This window comes from Streptomyces capoamus (assembly GCF_014654935.1).
Lineage (GTDB): Bacteria > Actinomycetota > Actinomycetes > Streptomycetales > Streptomycetaceae > Streptomyces > Streptomyces capoamus.
Genome location: NZ_BNBF01000030.1, coordinates 32,399 through 36,098, shown reverse-complemented (window position 1 = coordinate 36,098; position 3,700 = coordinate 32,399). Strand labels below are relative to the sequence as shown.

2 protein-coding genes and 1 pseudogene are annotated in these 3,700 nt (G+C 73.4%); 1 reads left to right on the top strand and 2 read right to left on the bottom strand.

The features are described 5' to 3' along the window. Positions 1-433: pseudogene (locus IE312_RS42975) on the bottom strand (phosphatase PAP2 family protein); the annotation flags it as partial. A 246-nt stretch (positions 434-679) separates the two neighbouring features. Next, positions 680-1,864: a glycosyltransferase family 39 protein gene (locus IE312_RS33080; protein ID WP_189985921.1), complete on the bottom strand. Its 1,185-nt coding sequence runs from the start codon at positions 1,862-1,864 to the stop codon at positions 680-682. 260 nt (positions 1,865-2,124) lie between these two features. Between IE312_RS33080 and IE312_RS33075 the strand changes: the two genes are divergently transcribed. After that, a partial coding sequence (locus tag IE312_RS33075; RefSeq protein WP_229900726.1) for an MFS transporter occupies positions 2,125-3,700 on the top strand: 1,576 nt, incomplete at its 3' end.

Below are 3,700 nucleotides of genomic sequence, written 5' to 3'. Positions count from 1 at the left end.
AGTGCGGACCGAGCCGGCCCATGCCGATCTTGGCGGCGCCGACCGTGATGTTCAGCAGCAGCAGCGAGGCGGCCAGGGTGAGCAGCGGGCGCAGGGTGTGCTGCCGCCAGGAACGCCAGCCGAGCCAGGCGGCGACCATCACGGCGGTGGGGCCGCGCTGGCCCAGCACCACGTAGTAGTCGAGGAACGCGTGGATCTCCGGCCACTGCTGGTAGGGACGGAAGAACATCACCTGCCAGTCCAGCCGGACCAGCCAGGAGGTGGTCACCACGGCCCACACGATCGCCAGGTAGAAGGCCAGGGTCGCCGAGAACAGGACGACCCGGTGCCGGCTCATCCTCGGCACATCGATGTGGGCCGGTCGTTCCGGCTCACGGTCCAGCCTGGCGAACACCCGGTCCAGACGCCGGGTGAGGTTTCGTTCGGTACGCACCCAATCGACGTTACAGCGAGTGAGCGGTGTTCCCGGTCGAAACAGCGGCTTTGTGATGACGATGTGATGTGGGAAACGTCTCAAGGGCGGGGATATTTCCCGGGGTTCCCGGGATTCCGCAATCCGGGGAGACCGATCGGGCCAATTCCTTTGATCATGCCGGGTGTTGTTTATGCGGCACTTATGAATGCGTTAACCCGGGCCTGGCGCGGATTTTTCCGGGGTGTCATCGGCCGGCCGGGTCGGTCACGGCGGTCCGGAGCCGTTCAGCCAGAACGCCCCGTAGACCGCCGCCGCGACCGCCAACCCGGCGGTGACCAGGGCCGACCGCGGGGCGCGCAGCCGGGCCAGGGCGCCGGCGAGCGGCAGCAGCACCGGGAAGGCGGGCATGAGCAGCCGCGGCTTGGAGCCGAAGTAGCTGGAGGCGCACAGGGCGAGGGCGAGCACGACGCCCGTGTACACCAGCAGGGTGAGCGGCTGGCGCGCGCGGACGCCGGTGACGTACAGCCAGATCAGCAGCGCCACCCCGGCGATCAGGCCGAGACCGGCGAGCGCGGACGGAAATGACGTGAACTTGTCGGCCACGAAGCGGGCGAAGGCGTAACCGCCGTCGAACCCGTTGCGCCAGCCGGCCTGGACGTCCAGGTAGCCGAGCGGGCCCCGGCCGGTGCGGTGGCCGACCCAGAGCACGTACCCGGCGGCGCCGAGCGGGGCGAGCAGCATGCCGAGCGCGCGGCGCCACACGGGGGTGCGTTCGCGGTGGTGCGCGCCCGGCGTGTGCCGCGTGCCGCGCTCTCGCACGAACGAGACCATGCCCGCGGTCCACACCGCGGCGACCACCGCCACCCCCACCGGCCGGGTCAGCCCCGCCAGCGCGGCCAGCACGCCCGCGCCCACCCACCGTCCGGTCAGCACCGCGTACAGCGACCACGCCGCCAGCGCGGTGAAGAGCGACTCGCTGTACGCCATCGACTGCACGATCCCGACCGGCAGCACCGCCCACAGCAGCACCGCGTACCGGCCGACCCGCGGCCCGTACACCCGCTCCGCGACCGCGAAGATCCCGGCCGCGGCGGCGAGCGAGGCCGACAGGCTCACCAGGAAACCGGCGTCCGCGTACGACAGCGGGGCGAGCGCGTGCCCCAGCCGCTCCAGCCACGGCAGCAGCGGGAAGAACGCGAGGTCGGAGTGGACGTCCCCGTTCGGCAGCCGCACCTCGTAGCCGTAACCCGGCCCGGCGACCCGCGCGTACCAGAGGGAGTCCCAGCGGGCGGTCAGCAGGGTGTACGCGCTCTTGCCGCGCGCGGCGCTCCACACCGCCAGCACGAGCAGCCCGAGGGCGCGGACCGCCGCGTAGCCCAGCAGGGCCGGCGCCGCCCGGCGCAGGAGAGGGGCGCGGGGAGCGTCCACCCGCGTCGCTAGATCGGTCACGGGCTCGATTATCGACCGCCCGTGACCCCGGACCGGTCACCGGGCCGGGGGCAAGGGGACGGGACGTGGCGTACGCCACACGGGTTCCGTCACGCGTGTGAGAGGTCCGCCACGTGCCGCCCGGGTGAACTCGCGTACGCTGGCGAGTCACCCGCGTGGGTTCGCGCGGGCCGGAGACACCGCTCCTCTCCGGCCGTACGACAGGGAGTCCCCACCCTGTCGGTCCGCCCCACGCGAGGGATCATCTGGGAGGTACGTACATGTCCGGGACGACCACGGCTGCCGTCCGGCAGCACCGTCGGGCGGCCGGGGCCGGTGCCAACCGGTGGATCGTCCTCGTCGTCCTCTGCGCCAGCCTGCTGCTCGTCGCCCTCGACGCGACCGTGCTGCACGTGGCGGTCCCCGCCGTCACCGAGGACCTCAGGCCCGGCGCCGTGGAACTGCTCTGGATCGTCGACGTCTATCCGCTGGTCTGCGCCTCGCTGCTGATCCTCTTCGGCACCCTCGGCGACCGGGTCGGCCGCAGACGCGTCCTGCTGCTCGGCTACGGCCTGTTCGGCATCGCCTCCGCCGTGGCCGCGTTCGCACCGACCGCCGAAACGCTCATCCTGGCCCGCGCGCTGCTCGGCGTCGGCGGCGCGATGATCATGCCCGCCACCCTGTCGATCCTCCGGCAGGTCTTCCCCGACCGGCGCGAGCGCGCCCTGGCCATCGGCATCTGGAGCGCGGTCGCCGCGGTCGGCGCCGCGGTCGGGCCGCTGCTCGGCGGCTTCCTGCTGGAGCACTTCTGGTGGGGCGCGGTCTTCCTGGTCAACATCCCGCTGATGCTGGTCAGCCTGCCGGTGGGCCGGGCCCTGCTGCCCGAGTCCCGCGGTGACGGCGCGGGCCCCTGGGACGTGACCGGTGCCCTGATGGCGGCGGCCGGGCTGTTCGGCGTGGTCCTCGGGGTGAAGCGGCTCGGCGGCGGCGAGGCGGCGGCGAGCCCCTTCACCGTGCTGCCGCTGCTGACCGGCGGGGCCCTCCTCTTCTTCTTCGTCCGGCGCCAGCGCCGGCACCCGCACCCGCTGGTGGACCTGCGGATGTTCCGGCGGCCCGCGTTCAGCACCTCGGTGGGCTGCATCGTGCTGGCCATGCTGGCGCTGGTGGGGCTGGAGCTGATCGCCGCCCAGTACCTGCAGCTCGTGCTCGGCCTGTCCCCCCTGGAGACCGGCCTGAGGCTGCTGCCGCTGACCCTCGCGGCCATGGCGGCGGGCCTGGCGGGCGCCCGCATGCTGCGCCGCTTCGGGCCGCGCCGGATGGTGTGCGCCGGCTTCTGCCTGACGGCCGCAGCGGTGCTGACGCTGACGGCGATGGGCGGCGCCGACGACCCGGCGCTGCTGCTGGCCGGCTTCGTGCTGCTGGGTTTCGGCCTGGAGACCACGCTGTTCGGCGCCTACGAGTCGATGCTGAGCGAGGCCCCGGCCGACCAGGCCGGCGGCGCCGCGGCGATCGGCGAGACGTCGTACCAGCTGGGAGCCGGCATAGGCATCGCACTGCTGGGCAGTGTGATGAACGCGGCCTACACGCCGGGGCTGCGCGCGGTACCGGGTGTGCCGCGCGGTGCCTCGGACGCGGCGGGCCACTCGCTCGGCGAGGCCTACGAGGTCGCCGGCCGGCTCGGCGGAACCGCCGGGGCCGCACTGCGCCGGGCGGCGCGGGACTCCTTCGTGCACGGGCTGCACGTGACGCTGCTGGTGAGCGCGGGGCTGTTGCTGCTGGGAGCGCTGATGGCGCTGCGGCTGCCGAAGATCATGCAGTGCGGCGAGGACCCGGCCGGGGCCGAGCCGGCGCTGCCGG